The organism is Pectobacterium sp. A5351 (assembly GCF_028335745.1).
In the GTDB taxonomy this organism is placed as follows: domain Bacteria; phylum Pseudomonadota; class Gammaproteobacteria; order Enterobacterales; family Enterobacteriaceae; genus Pectobacterium.
On the sequence record NZ_CP116477.1, the window covers coordinates 3,103,800 to 3,120,701 of the forward strand.

The window sequence follows — 16,902 nt, forward strand, 5'->3', positions numbered from 1 at the left end:
GTCGTGCTACCTGTTGGGCTCGTGGTGCGTTGCATTAACCCAGCTTTTCACCTGCTGACGAGAGAGCTTAATCCCACCATTTTTCAGTTCAGTCGGCAGCGCATAATACGCGACTGGACGCTGAAATCCGGCAAGCTGCGGCTGTAGCCAATCGCGTACCGCATCAAGCGTCGTAGTTTGTGCCACTTCCAGCACCGCAACAGGACGGTGGCCGAACTCTGCGTCTTCAACTGGCACAACACAGGCCTGTTGAACATCGGGATGCGTCAACAGTACGGCTTCGATATTCTCCGGTTGGATCCCTTCTCCGCCGCTGAAAAATTGATTATCCAGACGCCCCAGAATGTGCCACTCGCCCTCGGCAAAGCGCCCGCGATCCCGCGTGTGGAACCAGCCATCCTCATCGACCAGTGGCATCAGTTTCCCGTCACGCCAATAGCCAGCAGCCAGCGTGCTGCCGCGCAGCAGAATTTCATCCTCTAGCAGCCGGATCTCCCGCCCGTGTAACGGCAGACCAACCCCCGCTCCCCCATCGGCGCGTTTCGCGCAGGCTGTCGACGCCAGTTCTGTCAGGCCATAGCCGCACCAGCAGCTCACGCCTCGGGCTTCCGCCTGTTGCGTCAGCGTCTGCGGAATCATCGCACCGCCGAGCAATACGGCTTTCAGTGCCGTAGGGAAACTATCCTCCGACAGCAGTCGCCACAGTTGCGTCGGCACCAGAGAAGCGTGAGTACAATCGCGCAGCGCACTATCCAGAGGCTGATGCGCACGAACCACTATTGTGGCCCCAGTCGCAAGCCAGCGCCAAACAATACCCTGCCCGGAAACGTGAAAGAGCGGAAGTGACAGCAGCCAGCTGTCGCAGGAGGAAAACGCCATCATCTGCACCACACCTTCCGCGCTGGAAAGATGAGCCGCGAACGTGTGCGCCACCGCTTTCGGCATCCCGCTGGAGCCGGACGTCAACGTCAGCGTCGCCAGCCGATCGGCCTGCCAGCGCAATCGATCGGTACAGTGACGTTCTTCAGTATCGTCCGATGGCAAAGAAAGCGTGCGCACGGCATTCGGCCAGGGCTTATCATTCAGGCACAGGCCATACGCGACATTTAGCGTAGGCAGCAGTGCCTCGGTTAGTGCATCAGGTAACTGTGGATTCAGCGGCAGCACGCGAACGCCGCACTGTAGCAGTGCCAGATAGCTGAACAACATCTGGGCGCTATTCTTACCACGTAGCGCAACCGTACTGTCGGCCGCAACGCCCTGCTGTGTAAAATGCTGCGTCAGACGATCCACCTGCTGGGCAAGCGCCTGCCAGCTCCAGCGGGTTTCATCGTCAATTAATGCGACAGGCTCATTCAATGAGACAGACGGAGGCGTCTGGTTAGCCCAGTGTCGCCACGGCCAGTCAGTCAGGATTGCCATACCACGTCCAGTTGCTCAGCAGCCAGCAGCGGCAACGTGCTCTCTGGCCAGGCTTGAATGACCTGCGCTTGCATCAGATTCAACGTGTCCAGCCCTGGAATCGTATCCGGCGTCAGCCAATGCGCCAAACGCGCCAACTGCGCTAAACCCAGACTGGATTCGATGCTGGAGCTGATTACCGCCGTTAATCCAGCCTGATGCGTGTCCTGCACCAGTTGCTGGCAGCGTGCAAGGCTGCCGACCAGCGTCGGCTTAATGACAATCGCGCTCACGCCCGGCTCCGCTTCCACCCGAAAATCCGCCTCGCGCACGCTTTCATCCCAAGCAATGCTAATGCCGGTTTCCCGCGCAAATTCGCGAGATTCTTCACGGTTTTTGCAAGGCTCTTCGAGGAAGGCAATACGTGAACGCAATGACGGCGCGACATAGCGGGCAAAGCCGTCCGCTTTGGCGCGCGTCCAGCTACGATTGGCATCCAGACGGAGTTTCAGGTCCGGCAAGGCTTCCAGCAGCACGTTCACGATCATGCCGTCACGTACCGCTTCGTACAGGCCGACTTTGACCTTTGCCACTTTCTCGCCCGGCATCGCTTGTAGCATGGCAAACAGCTCATCAGGATCGCCGCTGCACAACGGCGCTTTGCGATAGTCCGCCGCCTGCGGTAGGTGCTGATCCAGCTCCGCCTGCGCACAGCTTAAGCCAAAGGCAACGGACGGCAGAAGATCGTCGGAAAATACTCCCCCTGTCGCCCACAATTGCAGTTGTTCACGCGCAACGGCTTCCGCCTCAGCCAGTGTTTCCACGCTGAATTCCGGCAGCGGCGCAATTTCGCCCCAGCCCAACCGTTCGCCTTCTTGCAGGCAAACGATAAGCCCATCGCGGGTTTTCAGACGCTGATTGCGCAGCACCACTCCGGCTTCCATCGGCACGCTGTAACGATAGAGAGTGACCTGACGCATTACGGATTCCGTTTGAATTTGCTGAAGTCAGGCTGACGTTTTTCGTTGAACGCGTTACGGCCTTCCTGCCCTTCGTCCGTCATGTAGAACAGCATGGTGGCGTTACCCGCCAGTTCCTGCAAGCCCGCCTGACCGTCGCAGTCCGCGTTCAGTGCCGCTTTCAGGCAGCGCAGCGCCATTGGGCTGTTTTGCAGCATTTCACGGCACCAACGCACGGTCTCTTTTTCCAGCTCGGCCAGCGGAACCACCGTGTTCACCAGCCCCATATCCAGCGCCTGCGCCGCATCGTACTGGCGGCACAGGAACCAGATTTCACGCGCTTTCTTCTGACCCACAATACGCGCCATGTAAGAAGCGCCCCAGCCGCCGTCGAAGGAACCCACGCGCGGACCCGTTTGACCGAAGATGGCGTTTTCTGCCGCAATGGTCAGGTCACACATCATGTGCAGAACGTGTCCTCCACCGATGGAATAGCCTGCGACCATCGCGACAACCGGCTTCGGACAGGTACGGATCTGGCGCTGGAAATCCAGCACGTTCAGGTGGTGCACACCGCTGTCGTCCTGATAACCGCCGTAGTCGCCACGAACTTTCTGATCGCCGCCGGAGCAGAATGCCTTGTCGCCCGCACCGGTCAGGATAATCGTTCCGATGCCGTCGTCGTGGCGCGCATTGTCGAGCGCTTGAATCATCTCTTTTACCGTTTGTGGACGAAACGCATTGCGTACCTGAGGACGGTTAATGGTGATTTTGGCAATGCCATCGATGGATTTATGGTAGAGGATATCGGCGAAATCGCCGCTGCAATCGTACCATTCAATCGGGGCGTAAAGCAGTTCTTCACTCGGATAAAGCATAGTTATCAATCCTTAACGGGATGCAAAAGAAAAGCGCGAACCCGCTCGGCATACGCCGCTGGGTTCGCCTGATGAGCATTATGGCCCGCCTGCGCGACGCTCAGTAACGGCAGGCCGTAGTGCGTCGCCAGCGTTTGAAATTTCATGTCGCTGGCACCGCATAAATAAACAAAAGGCATCGACAGGTGTCGGAGGCATTCCGCTAAAAAAGGTTGCCGCCCCAGCGAGGTGGCTTCCAGCATTGCCGCAACGGATGCGCCGTGATTCGCACTCCGGCGCGCAATCAGCTGTTCACGCTGTACTGAATCCACATCAGCAAACACCGCCTGCTGATACCAGTCCTGCAAGACCGCTGGCAGAGGCTCGTGACGAAAGCGCTGCGCCCAGCGTGCATCATGATGAATACGCTCCGTACGCAACTCAGGCGTCGCCAGACCGGGGTGTCCCCCTTCGATCAGCAGCCCCAGCATGCCGTCATGCAGTCCGTTGCAGGTGTGATACATCGCGATACGTCCACCGAGCGAATAGCCCAGCAGCCAATAACGCGCAATACCTTGCTCCCGCAGCGTCTCGCTGAGCAGGCGACTCACATCGGCAAAATCGGTTGCGGAGATCGTTCTCGACTCGCCATGTCCGGGCAAATCCACCAGCAGCACGGGCCAGTCGCGGCAAAACGGCAGGACGGGTAGCCAGTCCTCGCCACTACCTAATAAACCATGCAGGCACACCAGCCACGGCTGCCTCGGCGCAACCGCACCATGCGTCACCTTCTGGCAGCCTAACCCCTGAAAATTTGTCCTCTGACAATCTAGTCCCTGAAAATCTAGTGCGCCCATGTCGCCACCTGCGCGACCAGTTCATTAAGCGTTGCTGCGCCATCCTTCGGCTCAACCACGACTTCCAGCAGCGTAACGCCGCCCTGTGTCCAGCAATCCGTCACCGTATTTGCCAGTTGTTCCCAGCTCTCGGCGCGCACGTAATTGAGGCCAAACATCGCGGCGGCGTGGCCGAATTCCACATTTTGCGGCATGCAGTAAAACGCTTCACGCTGTGCAACCGGCGTCGGCAGCAGGGAAAATATTTGGCCGCCGTTATTGTTCACCACGATCAACACCAGCGGTGCGGGAGCCTGACGCAGCAGCGCCAGCGCATTCAAATCGTATAACGCAGAAAGATCGCCGACGATGCCCAGCGTCGGTTTTGCCGTGGCACGCTGCACGCCTGCCAGCGTGGAGATCAGGCCATCAATACCGCTGGCACCACGATTACCATACACCGGATACCCCTGCGGGAGCTGCGCCAGCGCGTCGATCAGGCGTACCACAAGGCTGTTGCCGACAAACAGCTGTCCGTCCGGCGGCAACAGCGCCGGTATACGCTGCGCCAGCTGCGCTTCACCAAAGCGGGAAGCCAGATGCGTGTCGATCTGTCGCTGCGTTTTATCAGCAATATCCACCAACCTATCCGCCCACGGCGTCTGCTTATGCGCCGGGTGTGCAGAAAGCCATTCGCCAACGTCGGCGACCAGACGGCGTCCGCGATGGTGGGCCGGATCCAGCCGTCCCGGCAGATCGTCAATTAACCAGAATTCTTGCGGCTGGCACTGCTCCTGCCATTGCAGCAGGCGCTTACCGGTCAGGCTGCCGCCGAACTGCAAGACAATATCCGCCTGCCGTAAGCGATCCACCGCGTCAGGATGCGCCAGCCAGATATCCGCACAGGGTAACGGCTGCCCGCTTTGCGACAGAACATCACCAATCAGCGGCCAGCCCAGTTCGTTCGCCCACGCAGCGAGACGTGCCCCCTGCTCAGGACTCACGCGACCGGCGAGCACAACGCCACGCTTCTGTCGCCACTGCGGCCAGTCCGGCTGCACCACCAGCGCACTCTGGCGCATTTCACGCAGCCAGGGTTCACGGCTGTTCCACCAGTCGCCCAGCGTCATTAACCAGTCCTGATACACCGTGCCGTCATCGGCACCGTACAACGGTTCAGCAAAGGGGCAATTAATGTGTAGCGTGCCGTACGTGAGTCGCGCCATGGCACTATCCACAGAAGAAGCCAGCCAGCTAGCCGGGATATCGGGCGTGGGGCGCGGCAAATCCAGCGCCAGCGTGGGGTGTGAAGCATACAGCGCATGTTGACGAATCGCCTGATTCGCACCGCAGTCGATCAGCTCCGGCGGACGATCCGCGGTCAGAACGACCAGCCGCTCACCGGTCAACCCTGATTCAATGATGGCCGGATAAAGGTTCGCGGCGGCAGTGCCTGACGTCACGATAATCGCAACCGGTTCACGCGAGGCTTTTGCCAGTCCCAGCGCCAGATGCCCGAGCCCGCGTTCGTCAAAATGCGTGTGGCAAATCAGCGCGTGGTTGTCCGCCGCAGACAATGTCAGCGGGGTGGAGCGAGAACCGGGCGCGATGCAGACATGCCGGACGCCGTGGCGGGTCAGCGATTCCAGCAGTAATGTAGCCCAGCGGCGATTAAATACACTTGTTGACATGATGTACTCAACAACTCAGGTTGCAGGTTATTCCCGCCATCTTCCTGTGTACTGGCTGTACGCTCACAGAAAATGATGGATATAGACAAAAGACAAACGATCAAACTGTTGGCGGCCTGGTTTCCCTTCAGCAAACATCAAGATCGGCACTATTATATTTTTTTTTATCACGCTGACTTTGATATAAACCAGTACCTGGCACAACAACCATAAAACAAAACTATGACATATCACCGTCTAACAGGGATCTCAGCCCTGCGGCTTTGTTTTCCAACTCCTGCCATTCTTGTTCTGGATCAGAACCCGCCACAATTCCGGCACCGGCATAGAGCGTCAAAATATGATCCCGCACTTCGGCCGAACGTAGCGCCACGCTGAATTCAGACTGCTGACGAGAAAGGTAGCCCGCCGACCCGGCGTACCAGCCGCGTTCAAACGGTTCATGTTCGGCAATAAAACGGCGCGCTTCTTGCCTCGGCAAACCCGCAACCGCCGCCGTGGGCTGTAATGCCTTCAGGCACGCGCTATCGGACGCCGTTCGTAATGTGGCATGAATGGTTCGGCGCAGATGCTGTACTTTACGCAGGCGCACAATTTCCGGCGGCATCACATCCAGCGACAGCGCCGACTGCTGTAGCCGCTGACAAATATCATCCACCACCAGCATGTTCTCGCACTGATTTTTGGTGTCATTCATCAGCCAGTCGGCCAGTTCAGCGGCTTTGTGCGCGTCGCGATCGCTTGCCACCGTCCCCGCCAGCGCTTCCGTTTCCAGCTCGCTCCCCCGACGGCGATAAAGCCGTTCAGGGCTGGAACCGAGAAACGCATGACGCGCGTCGTGCGCCAGCATGAAATGGAAACAGTGGTGATTTGCCGCCCGGCTGGCGGCTATAAAGGTGGTGGCCTGTAGCGGCTGCGTCAGCGTCAGGGTGGTCGCCCGCGCCAGAACGACCTTTTCCATCAACCCCGCGTTAATGTCGTGTAGCGCCCGCTGGAGCAAATCAATCCATCCCTGACGCTCCGGCTGATGCCCGACGGACTGAACTTCCGCATGCAAAGGAGGCAACGACGCAGGCGGCAGAAGCAGGTTAATAAACGCCGAGGCTTCAGCGGCATCCTGCTGCAATGAGGTGTCGCTGAACAGATTAATGCTCAGGCTGAGCGTATCATCCTGACGCCGTAGCTCTGCGCGGGGCAAAAACAGGTAGCCAGGTGACGAGGTGCCACTTTCTTTTATCTGGTTAAACGCATTCAGCCCCCAGATACGCACGTCGTTGCCGCACGGCTGCTGAACGAGAAATGCCTCGGCATCCTGAATATGATGAAACCCGCACACGTTGCCGCAAACGGCGGCTTCTTCACGATCCTGGCGATGCTGCCAATAGAACTGTGGGTACACCGGCTGAGTCGCCAGCCACGGCAATAGTTCAGTCGCATCGCTGAGGGTTAATGAACGCGTTATTTGTCTGAAACCTGTGCATTCAGGCTGTGGCTCGCGCAAATCCTGCTGCAAATGCCGCAGCAAGTCGGAAAGTTGTTTCACCGTCACCCCGGAAACCTAACACAAAGTAGGGGATTATACGGGAAAAAAACACGTCGTGGGTGAGAGCTTACGCAAGAGCCCAAAGTCACCCTTCGCGAGGTACGTCTCTCGCATTTTTTATGACGCGCCATCCCTATCCGTCACCCTCATGGGCCATTGCTGATGCGACGGCCCATGAGGGTTATCTCCACGACCATGAGGGTGAATTCAGCGCAAAATCACATCAAACGGCAAAACGACGCGTGTGCATCGCTTTAAAATTTCACTCCATCATCATTATTGTTTTAATTGATCTCTTCTTTTTCCGGTTATCTAATCGGCCTTTTTTTGCCCGCGATATGGCCTCAGGAAACGTGTTATCCCTCCCTCTTGAACTGCGCACCAGGATTCTTTCCATTCAGGGCACGAGTTATGGTAAAAATAGGCCCTTGTTACGTCGTTCGGATGGCCTCAGCTTTATTGCACCGTTCAGTTCAGCAATTTGGCTACCGCATTCGAATTTGTCGCACTGCTGTTGCTGGCCGCCAGCGCCAGTACGCGTGCCGTCATCCGCTAATCAGGAGCGTTAATTGATCCCAGCCATGATCCTGCGTTATTTTTCTCTCCTTACGGTGTTATCGATCCTTATTACCGGAATGTTCGGCTATAGCTACATCAACGATTTGCTGGCGGACAAAAAACATTCGCTGACGACCATTGCTCAGGGCATACAAAAACGCATCGATACCTACCGTTTTTTCACCTATCAAATATACGGCAGCCTGAACAGCGAACCGCCCGCTAACGATGCCAACATTACCGCCATTAATTTAATGCCGAATGTTTTCTACGTAGAAAAAAACGGTCAGAAAACGGACGCGCTGATTTTCGGGCAACACGACAAAGGAACGCTGACGTCGGTTCGTCGGATATCCCGTTATCTTGATATTCTCTGGGGAGCGGAAAACAACATTTATTCCATGTATTACCTGAATGGTATCGACAACAGCTTGACGATGATTTCCACGCAGACGCTGAAAGATATCTCTTCGCAGTTCCGTGGCAATTATATTACGGTCATCGCCGAGGCTCGTAGGACGGAAATGCTACAACAGGCGAATGTGTTAGACGAGCGCGAAAGTTTTTCCCCGCTGCGTAAATTACGCTTCTATAACGACTACTATTTTACTCTGCGCACCACCTTCAATCAGCCGGGCCATCTGGCGACAATTCTGGCCTTCGATCTGCCGATTAATGATTTAATCCCGGACACCATTCCGCGTGAGCATCTTATGCTGAAGCCGGATACGCCGGCGGCCAGCACGATGGACAGCAACAATAATGGTGAAGGCGCGGCCGACGTGCAGCTTCACGGTTCCAATATTGAAATCTCCGCCACGCTCGTTAATGCGCCGCTAAAAATTGTTTTTCAGGTGCCCGTAAAAGCCCTGATTATTGATTCATTGCGTAATAACGTCTGGCTTCTACTGCTGAATCTGGTTCTGCTGAGTTTATCCATCGCGGGCTTTTATCTTTTCCGTCGGAAGTATGCGCACCCCGTAGAGGATTTATCCCAGCAGTTGGAAAAGAAGCTGGATATTTACCGTGAAACCACGAGTAGAATCCCGATGGGCGTGCTGGTTTATGACTTCAGCAGCAATAAAATCATCATACAAAATGAGCGTGCGGAGCATTTACTTCCGCACCTGAGCCTGCAAAAAATCACCAATATGGCGGACGAGCATCAGGGCATCATTCAGGTCACAATTAATAATGAAATGTATGAAATCCGCCAAATTCGTAGCCAACATTCGCCAGACTATTGCCTCTTCCTGCTGCGTGAACAGGATAAAGAGATTCTGGTGCAGCGGAAGTTACTGCTCGCCCAGCGTGAATATGAAAAAAATATTCATGCCAGAAAACGCTTATTTCAAAACCTGCTCAGCGAATTCAAACAGCCGTTAATTTCACTGCAACAGCATATTCATGCGCTACGCCACAGCGATACGGGAACCGTGCAGACACACACACTGAAGCAGCTCACGGCAGATACCCGTTGCGCTATCGAGCTACTGGAAAATATTGCCCTGCACGAAAGGCTGGAAGCGCAGGAATGGACCGTGGTCAACGACAGCTTTTCGCTGCTGGCGCTGATGGACAATGTGCTTCTTGAGCTGTTGCCGCGATTGAAGCAAAAAGGTCTGGCCCTGTTCCATCATTACAACCTCGATAGTAATCAAACTTACGTGGGTGATGCCGGGCTGCTGAAAAAGACGCTGGCGCTGCTGCTGAATTATTCGGTGACTAATACGGATTACGGCAAAATTACGGTGTCAGTTGACAGAAAAAATAATGAGTCAGATACGCTGATTATTCAGGTCAGCGATACGGGAACCCATGTTTCAGGCAAAGAACAGGAAAATATCCGCCATCCTTTCCTGCACCCTGCCACTTCCGATCGTTTCGGACAAAATTCAGGATTGACCTTATTTTTGTGTAATCAACTCTGTAATAAACTGGGCGGTGCGTTAACCATCAACAGTAAGTCCGGGTTAGGTACACACTATATTCTGACGCTAAAACTGGAGCCGGAAGCGCTTCCCGTTGAGGAAGAAAAACTTCTGGATGGTATTACCATTCTGCTGGATGTGACGTCTGATGAAGTACAGCATATTGTCGGCAATATGCTGACGGGCTGGGGAGCGAATTATCTGGTCAACGATGAACGCCAGATTAATCAGGAAGCCGATATCTGTATTACTGACGACCCGGAAAACAAGGCAGATTATACGCTGCTGTTGAGTCACGACGATGACACATTAACACCTTTGGGCCCGCGCCGTTTGCGGGTGAATTATAATATCAGCCACCTCCTGCTGGAGGCATTACTTAAGCTGATTGAGCTACAACTGGAAACATCACCCGATGCGCTACAGGAAGGGGAACTGGATGATGTCGAATTTTACGCCGCGCAATTGGCATCAAGCGACTATTATTCGCTGTTCGTGGAGACAGTACCGGATGATTTAAAGAGGCTGTATACTGAAGCGGAAGCAGGCGATTTCCCGTCACTTTCGCAGACGGCACACCGGCTGAAAGGCGTGTTTGCCATGCTAAATCTGCATCCTGGCAAACAGTTGTGTGAACAGCTTGAACAGCATATTACCGCGCATGATAGTGAACAGATCGAGGCTAACCTTCATGAAATTGAGAGGTTTGTCAGTGCATTACTATCCCCAATAGAACCTAAAGGGCAGCAAGGTAGCCAACAAGATGAGTAACCAAAACGATGAGTAACTTAAACGTAATTATTGCCGACGACCATCCTATTGTCCTTTTTGGCATCAAAAAATCGCTTGAGCAGATTGAATGGGTCAATGTGGTTGGCGAATTTGAAGACTCAACAGCGCTGATCAACAACCTGCCTAAGCTGGACGCTAACGTTTTAATTACCGATTTATCCATGCCTGGCGATAAATACGGCGATGGCATTACCCTCATTAAATACATTAAGCGCCATTTTCCTCATCTCTCTATTATTGTTCTCACCATGAATAATAATCCGGCGATTCTGAGTGCGGTGCTGGATTTGGACATCGAAGGCATCGTGCTGAAACAGGGTGCGCCGACCGATTTACCCAAAGCGCTGGCTGCCCTGCAAAAAGGGAAGAAATTCACGCCGGACAGCGTATCCAAAGTGTTGGAGAAAATCAGCGCCAGCGGCTACGGCGACAAACGCCTGTCTCCAAAAGAAAGTGAAGTGCTACGTCTGTTTGCAGAAGGTTTTCTGGTCACCGAAATTGCCAAAAAACTCAACCGCAGCATCAAAACAATCAGTAGCCAGAAGAAGTCAGCGATGACCAAGCTGGGCGTCGACAACGATATTGCCCTGCTGAACTACCTGTCTTCCGTTAATGGCGGCGCAACGCAGGTCGACTAAACCTTTCCGGCCTGCACCGGCAACCGCTGGTGCAGGTTATTCCTCAGATGTTCTCGTCTGGCGCACCACGTCACTGTAATACGCCAGCGCCTGCTGTAGAGTATCCAGCGTCACCGGCTTTGACAAACAGTTATCCATCCCTGCCCCGAGGCAACGATCTCGTTCTTCCGCCAATGCATTCGCTGTCACGCCGATAACCGGAAAACGTAATCCTTGCTCTCGCATACGCTGTGTGAACAGATAACCATCCATATTCGGCATGTTGACATCCGTCAGCACGATATCGATATGATTTTTACTCAATACTCCCAGTGCGTCGATCCCATCATTCGCCGTCATCGCCTGATAACCCAGAGAACCAAGCTGATCCGCCAGCAGCCGGCGGTTGATGGGGTGATCGTCAACCACCAGAATCATAATATCGCCATTCTCAGCGCGCTCGTAGTGGGTCAGCGGCGGTGAAATCTCGGCGTACGCGCGATCCTCGTTTTCTGAACGATAAATTTTCTCGAGCAAATCAGGCAGATGTTGAGGTGTGGACGTCCCTTGCACCCAGTGCCCGTCGCTCACTTCCTGCGCTAGTCCAGTATGTGCGCCACTCATCACGATATGCGCCCGAACGTTAACATCCTCTTCTGACACGTAATCGCTAATCATCACATCATCAGGCGACACGGTTTGGTTCTGATAACGCGCGACCTGCAACCCCTGATCCTGCAACAACGTCAGCAGATAAGCCTCCAGCCGGGCATTGCGTATCCTCAACCAGCACATTTTCCCTTGCAGACTGGCGTTGATCGCTGCGGGAGCATAACGCGCTTTATACAGCGGAATTCTGACGCCAAACAGGCTGCCGAGCCCAGGTTCAGACTCGATGGTAATGTCTCCATCCATCAGGTTGACCAGCTTTTCACAAATCGCCAGCCCTAACCCCGTGCCCTGAAAATGGCGCTGAACGCCGCTCCCCGCCTGGAAGAACGGGTCAAACAGCTTCACCGCCTCGCGAGGTTGAATCCCTACGCCGGTATCACGCACCACAAATTCCAGATAGCCATCGCGGCAGCCGACTTCAAAAATGATGCAGCCTGTGTCGGTAAACTTGATGGCGTTGCTCAGCAGGTTAGACAACACCTGCTGTAAACGCACGGGATCGCCAAACAGGCTGACTGGCACATTGGGATCGATAAAGCAGTACAGCGTCAGGCGCTTTTTAACCACCAGTGGAAGATAGTTGCTAGTGATGTGGCTGATGACCTCATGCGGCGCAAACTCACACGGTTCGATCTTCAGCTGTTCCGATTCAATCTTGGAAAAATCGAGGATATCGCTGATGATTTTCAGCAACAGCGAGGAAGAGTTATTCATCGCCGCCACCAGACGATTGGCGTCCTGCGGCAGCGATTTGGTTTGCAGTAAATCGAGGTTACCGATAATCCCGTACAGCGGCGTACGCAATTCATGGCTGACGGTAGCCAGAAACATCGATTTCGACTGGCTGGCCTGCTCGGCAGCATTCGCCATTTCCTGTAGCGACTCTTCCATTTTGACGCGCGCGCTGACGTCTAGCAGCACACAAATCGCCACGTTTTCATTACGATAGCGCGAATGAACAAAGCTGATTTGCAGGTGATGATTGCGGCTGGTCATGACATCCACAAACTTGGATTGCTGCTCGCAAATGATGCGGGTAATGCGCAATCTGTCTTCGTGGGTCAGCAGGTTGAGATAGTTGTGCGCCAGTTCGTTACTGAGGATGTTCGTGCCGTCATTGATACGCAGGATACAAATCCCTACCGGCGCTGAGGCCACAATCTTACGGTTGAATTGCTCGTTCTCTTCCAGTTGGAACGCATTCACCTCCGCCGGCAGCAGCATTTTCCGTTCAAACACCAGCGCCAGCACAAACAACAAGATAGCCGATAGCATATTCAGCACTAGCATGTTGATCATTAAGGCGCTGATATGGGAGAGCAGCACTTTCAACGGCAGTGAATACACGATGCTGAACGACGTCGGCGGCAGCGACTTCTTCAAAATGAGTTCATCATAACCATTCACATAGCCAAAATAGTTATGATCGGAGGGATAGCCATCTACCGACGAAGCGTAACGCCCCTTATCATCGGAAAACTGCAAAACGACCTGATTGTATTGATCCAGCAACTTGGCACCGATTGGAAATTTACCTATGGTGACGAAGTCATCCAGACGAATCGTCTGTTCAATCCCCATGATGACTTCCAGCTTGTTATCCACATAAATCGGCGTCAACGCATATAAATAGCCGACATCGGGGACAGACGCGGGAGTAATCCAATAGAGTGTTTCATCGCGCCCGGTTTGGGTGCGATTCTTCTTCTGATCCTGAAACCGATCCTGCACGTTTTTAAGCAAATTATCACGGTCGAGCGACTGGTTACGGATGCCAAAATCAACCATACAGCGCCGATCGCCGCCGACAAAAAAGACCCGGTTAAGATCGTAGACGGCAGAGAAATTATCCTGCCAGCCGTTAAAGAAATGACTTAATGAAAGCAGCGCCGCATTCCCGCCATATTGCGTGGAACAGGTTGCGCCGGGCGCGAGCGAATAAACGGAGACACCGGGGCCCCCTTCCATTGGCGGCTCTGCTTTTTCTCTCGCCAGCACCAGCCGATTTGCCGCCAGATACTGGAGCTCGCGCACAATATCCGACGCGTGTCGGATATAGCCCTGCGACTGATCAAAGCTGAGGTTATACTCCTGCCGCAGCTCTGACTCTTTTTCATTCAATACTTTAGTGACATAAAAAACGGATATCAGTGCGCCTAGCACCCACAGCATGACCGCCAGAACCCGAAATAAATAGCGGGAAACTTTTAATGTGGTATGGAATGAGGCGAGATATTTCAAGTGGATACCGTTGAATAATGGAAGAACCAGTTTGCTGATACACTACCGAGTGTCGATAAAAAAAGCCAGCGCATCGCGCTGGCTTATTCGACTCATTCCGGCTAAGGAAAAGGCTTATTCGTCATCTTCTGCGATGTCATCATCGCCATCAATGTCATCGATCGCGTCGTCGTCTTCGGCAATTTCACCTTCAACTTTTACCACGCCATCCAGCTCTTCATCTTCTACCGGTTCAGCCACGCGCTGCAGGCCGACAACATTTTCATCTTCCGCCGTACGAATCAGCGTCACACCCTGCGTGTTACGGCCAACGATACTGACTTCCGATACGCGAGTACGCACCAACGTTCCCGCATCGGTGATCATCATGATCTGGTCTGCGGCATCGACCTGAACCGCGCCAACCACTTTGCCGTTACGTTCGCTGACCTTGATAGAGATAACCCCTTTCGTCGCACGCGACTTGGTCGGGTACTCACTCACGGCAGTACGCTTACCAAAACCATTTTGCGTCACGGTCAGGATATCGCCTTCGCCGCGAGGAATGATCAGTGAAACGACGCGATCTTCGCCTTGCAGATTGATACCACGAACACCCGTTGCCGTACGACCCATGGAGCGCACCGCCTGCTCGGAGAAGCGAACCACTTTACCTTCCGCAGAGAACAGCATCGCTTCATCGCTACCGTCGGTCAGGTCAACGCCAATCAGCTCGTCACCTTCATTCAGGTTAACGGCGATGATCCCCGCACTACGTGGACGGCTGAATTCCGTCAGCGCCGTTTTCTTCACGGTACCGCTCGCGGTTGCCATAAAGATGTGGCGGCCTTCTTCGTACTCACGTACCGGCAGAATTGCGGTGATACGTTCATCCGCTTCAAGCGGCAGCAGGTTGACGATCGGGCGACCACGCGCACCGCGGCTGGCTTCCGGCAGTTGGTATACCTTCATCCAGTACAGACGACCCCGGCTGGAGAAGCACAGAATCGTATCGTGGGTGTTGGCCACCAGCAGACGATCGATAAAGTCTTCTTCTTTTATACGTGCGGCAGACTTACCTTTGCCCCCACGGCGCTGGGCTTCATAGTCGCTCAGCGGCTGATACTTCACGTAACCTTGGTGAGACAGCGTGACGACAACATCTTCTTGGTTAATCAGATCTTCGATGTTGATGTCAGCGGTGTTCGCCGTGATTTCCGTACGACGTTCGTCGCTGTATTGCGTTTTGATCGCTTCCAGCTCTTCGCGGATGACTTCCATCAGGCGCTCAGGGCTATTGAGGATATAAAGCAGCTCGGCGATTTCCGCCAGCAACGCTTTATATTCATCCAGCAGCTTCTCGTGCTCCATGCCGGTCAGTTTCTGCAAACGCAGATCCAGAATCGCCTGCGCCTGCTGTTCCGTCAGGTAGTAGCGACCGTCACGGATACCGAATTCTGGCTCCAGCCACTCTGGACGCGCGGCATCATCGCCCGCACGTTCCAGCATCGCCGCCACGCTACCCAGTTCCCATGCTTGTGCGATCAGCGAGGCTTTCGCTTCAGCAGGTGATGGAGCACGGCGAATCAGTTCGATAATCGGATCGATGTTCGCCAGCGCAATCGCCAAACCTTCCAGGATATGGGCGCGGTCACGGGCTTTACGCAGTTCAAAAATGGTACGACGCGTCACCACTTCACGGCGGTGGCGCACAAACGCAACCAGAATGTCCTTCAGCGGCATGATCTTCGGCTGGCCCTGATGCAGAGCGACCATGTTGATGCCGAATGACGTCTGAAGCTGCGTCTGGGAATACAGATTATTCAGAACCACTTCGCCCACAGCGTCACGTTTAATCTCGATGACGATACGCATACCGTCTTTATCGGATTCGTCACGCAGTGCGCTGATGCCTTCGATACGCTTGTCTTTAACCAGCTCGGCAATTTTCTCGATCAGGCGCGCTTTGTTCACCTGATAGGGAATTTCATGCACGATGATGGTTTCACGTCCGGTTTTCGCGTCCGCTTCCACTTCAGCGCGCGCACGGATGTAAATTTTGCCGCGCCCGGTGCGATAGGCTTCTTCAATACCGCGTCGACCATTGATGATCGCCGCCGTCGGGAAATCCGGGCCTTTGATGTGTTCCATCAATCCTTCAAGGCTGATGTTTTCATCGTCGATATACGCCAGACAGCCGTTCACGACTTCCGTCAGGTTATGCGGAGGAATGTTCGTTGCCATCCCGACGGCGATACCGGAAGAACCGTTAACCAGCAGGTTGGGAATACGCGTTGGCATGACGTCAGGAATCTGCTCGGTGCCGTCATAGTTCGGCACAAAATCGACCGTCTCTTTTTCCAGATCGGCCAGCAGTTCATGGGCAATTTTCGCCATGCGAATTTCGGTATAACGCATCGCCGCCGCGGAGTCGCCGTCAATCGAACCGAAGTTACCCTGACCATCAACCAGCATATAGCGCAGTGAAAAAGGCTGCGCCATACGCACGATGGTTTCATAAACGGCAGAGTCGCCGTGCGGGTGGTATTTACCGATGACATCCCCGACGACACGGGCGGATTTTTTATACGGTTTGTTCCAGTCGTTGCCCAGTACGCTCATCGCATACAGTACGCGGCGGTGTACCGGTTTCAGTCCATCACGAACATCTGGTAATGCACGCCCGACAATAACGGACATCGCATAATCCAGATACGAGCTTTTCAGCTCTTCTTCAATGTTGACCGGTGTGATTTCTCTGGCAAGGTCGCTCATGGAGCCGCTATCCCTCTATTTAGGCATCTACCCGTGTTCAGAAAAGTGAA

Annotated in this window: 11 protein-coding genes; 3 read left to right on the forward strand and 8 right to left on the reverse strand. The window is 54.1% G+C overall.

All coding sequences use genetic code 11. From position 1 onward, the window contains the following. Positions 1 to 6: 6 nt before the first annotated feature. The 6 genes from menE to menF form a co-directional block, all read right to left on the reverse strand. Entirely contained in the window at positions 7 to 1,422 is a 1,416-nt protein-coding gene (gene menE, locus O1Q74_RS14425) for an o-succinylbenzoate--CoA ligase (RefSeq protein WP_271874062.1), read from the reverse strand. Then, complete coding sequence (gene menC / locus O1Q74_RS14430) at positions 1,410 to 2,381, reverse strand: o-succinylbenzoate synthase (RefSeq protein WP_271874063.1); 972 nt, start codon at positions 2,379 to 2,381, stop codon at positions 1,410 to 1,412. The genes menE and menC overlap by 13 nt, the downstream gene beginning before the upstream one ends. Next, positions 2,381 to 3,238 (reverse strand): 1,4-dihydroxy-2-naphthoyl-CoA synthase, encoded by an 858-nt coding sequence (gene menB, locus O1Q74_RS14435; RefSeq protein WP_271874066.1) that lies wholly within the window; start codon positions 3,236 to 3,238, stop codon positions 2,381 to 2,383. The genes menC and menB overlap by 1 nt, the downstream gene beginning before the upstream one ends. Before the next feature lie 5 nt (positions 3,239 to 3,243). Next, positions 3,244 to 4,074 (reverse strand): 2-succinyl-6-hydroxy-2,4-cyclohexadiene-1-carboxylate synthase, encoded by an 831-nt coding sequence (gene menH, locus O1Q74_RS14440; protein WP_271874068.1) that lies wholly within the window; start codon positions 4,072 to 4,074, stop codon positions 3,244 to 3,246. Continuing rightward, positions 4,062 to 5,744 (reverse strand): 2-succinyl-5-enolpyruvyl-6-hydroxy-3-cyclohexene-1-carboxylic-acid synthase, encoded by a 1,683-nt coding sequence (gene menD, locus O1Q74_RS14445; RefSeq protein ID WP_271874071.1) that lies wholly within the window; start codon positions 5,742 to 5,744, stop codon positions 4,062 to 4,064. Before menD ends, menH begins: the two co-directional genes overlap by 13 nt. A 220-nt stretch (positions 5,745 to 5,964) precedes the next feature. After that, the gene (gene menF, locus O1Q74_RS14450) at positions 5,965 to 7,293 is read right to left on the reverse strand and encodes an isochorismate synthase MenF (protein WP_271874073.1); all 1,329 of its coding nucleotides are present in this window, start codon (positions 7,291 to 7,293) and stop codon (positions 5,965 to 5,967) included. A 113-nt stretch (positions 7,294 to 7,406) separates the two neighbouring features. On the opposite strand from menF, the gene O1Q74_RS14455 reads away from it, so the two are divergent. Genes O1Q74_RS14455 through rcsB form a run of 3 tightly spaced genes read left to right on the forward strand, consistent with a single transcriptional unit; the run spans position 7,407 to position 11,206 of the window. Then, positions 7,407 to 7,856: a hypothetical protein gene (locus tag O1Q74_RS14455; RefSeq protein WP_271874075.1), complete on the forward strand. Its 450-nt coding sequence runs from the start codon at positions 7,407 to 7,409 to the stop codon at positions 7,854 to 7,856. A gap of 3 nt (positions 7,857 to 7,859) precedes the next feature. Then, positions 7,860 to 10,547, forward strand: coding sequence for a phosphotransferase RcsD (gene rcsD / locus O1Q74_RS14460; RefSeq protein WP_271878941.1), 2,688 nt, complete (start codon positions 7,860 to 7,862; stop codon positions 10,545 to 10,547). Positions 10,548 to 10,555: 8 nt separating this feature from the next. Beyond that, positions 10,556 to 11,206: a response regulator transcription factor RcsB gene (rcsB, locus tag O1Q74_RS14465; RefSeq protein WP_015839395.1), complete on the forward strand. Its 651-nt coding sequence runs from the start codon at positions 10,556 to 10,558 to the stop codon at positions 11,204 to 11,206. A gap of 36 nt (positions 11,207 to 11,242) precedes the next feature. Here the strand turns inward: rcsB and rcsC are convergent, their stop codons facing one another. Together rcsC and gyrA are read right to left on the reverse strand one after the other, a co-directional pair. Next, a complete protein-coding gene (gene rcsC, locus O1Q74_RS14470) occupies positions 11,243 to 14,098 on the reverse strand; it encodes a two-component system sensor histidine kinase RcsC (protein WP_271874077.1) in 2,856 nt (951 codons plus the stop codon). Between the two features lie 114 nt (positions 14,099 to 14,212). Next, on the reverse strand, positions 14,213 to 16,852 hold the full coding sequence (gene gyrA / locus O1Q74_RS14475; RefSeq protein WP_271874078.1) for a DNA topoisomerase (ATP-hydrolyzing) subunit A: 2,640 nt from the start codon (positions 16,850 to 16,852) through the stop codon (positions 14,213 to 14,215). Positions 16,853 to 16,902: the final 50 nt, after the last annotated feature.